Origin of the sequence: Amniculibacterium aquaticum, assembly GCF_003852705.1 — a bacterium.
Taxonomy (GTDB): Bacteria; Bacteroidota; Bacteroidia; order Flavobacteriales; family Weeksellaceae; genus Amniculibacterium; species Amniculibacterium aquaticum.
The window spans coordinates 1-1,143 of record NZ_REFA01000072.1 but is presented as its reverse complement, the minus strand read 5'-3'; the positions used below and the strand labels follow the sequence as shown (position 1 = coordinate 1,143).

Genomic DNA, 1,143 nt, shown 5'->3' with positions numbered 1-1,143 from the left:
CGTTTTTCCTTGATTTTGTTCAGATAAGATCTTCACAATCTGAACCTCTGTAAATTTGCTCTGTTTCATATTTCCCAAAGTTAAAAACTATATTTATATTCGTTTCTGTTTTTGGGGAAGACTACAGGATTATCGTCCAAATAGTATTGTACTAGTAAATTGTCCACAGGGTTCGGATTTAACTGTTTACCTACCTGATACAAAAAACTTAATTTTCACTAAACAATAGAGTCTTCTGCCAACAGACGGTTTTGTGAAATGCGGAGGTCAAGCTCTTGCGTTGAAGTTTTTGAGAAATTATTCGCAAAAAGCCATTTTCTTTTCCTAATTTTTCTAAGTACATGACAAAAATTGTAACACATTGATATTTAATTTATTTAAAGCATTATTCAAGATGTTGTTGATGGCGTTCAAACCATATTTGAAAACACTGAAGGCTCTTCTTTGGTGTTTTTTGATTTTTATTGGCTTTACTTTTTCGTGTAGATAATCGCCAACTTTGTAGCACCAAACCATAGCAAGCATCACGACCATAAATAGTTTTTCCAATCTTTTCTGATCGGTTACATGAGTGTCCTCTATATTGAATCCGCTACTTTTGAATGCTTTGAAGAGCGTCTCGATCTGCCATCTTTTCTGGTAATAGGTTAAAGATTCCTCGGGCTTGTTGAAGGAGACTATTATCAAATAATCCAAAGATCCATTTTTGTCAACAGATTTAGTTCCAGACACATAGCATAAAACCCCATTAATTTTCACAATCTTCCGATGATGTCTGAACTCACCTTGTTTTAGGTTATTGAATAGCCAAAACACTGGCTTCTCCTCATTCTTGTCAAAACAGAAAACCTTGAAATTGTTCCTGAGCCTAATATAGTAGCGTATTTGGTTCTTGTTCAAAAAATCCAGCCAATCATGTCCAATGAACTCCCTGTCCGCAAGCATTATCTATTTCATCTTGTAAAGAAAATTATATTGAATTAAGAGTAGATAATGTATCAATTGACACAACTTTTATATTGAACTTGTTTAAAGTAAAAAAATCGATAAACACCTTTAAAAAAAGGCGTTAATTATTTGTTTAAAAGACTGGTATTCAGTATATTAGAGGAAAAATAACTACAAATTTCTCTATGCAAAAGA

1 protein-coding gene is annotated in these 1,143 nt (G+C 32.8%); it reads right to left on the bottom strand.

Annotated features, from left to right (window positions below; translation table 11 throughout):
- Positions 1 to 333: 333 nt before the first annotated feature.
- Positions 334 to 945 (bottom strand): IS4 family transposase, encoded by a 612-nt coding sequence (locus EIY84_RS11760; protein WP_124643401.1) that lies wholly within the window; start codon positions 943 to 945, stop codon positions 334 to 336.
- Positions 946 to 1,143: the final 198 nt, after the last annotated feature.

Bases quoted from the DNA above. Each gene is read 5' to 3' on its own strand.
- EIY84_RS11760 (WP_124643401.1), bottom strand. From the start codon at position 945: ATGCTTGCGGACAGGGAGTTCATTGGACATGATTGGCTGGATTTTTTG.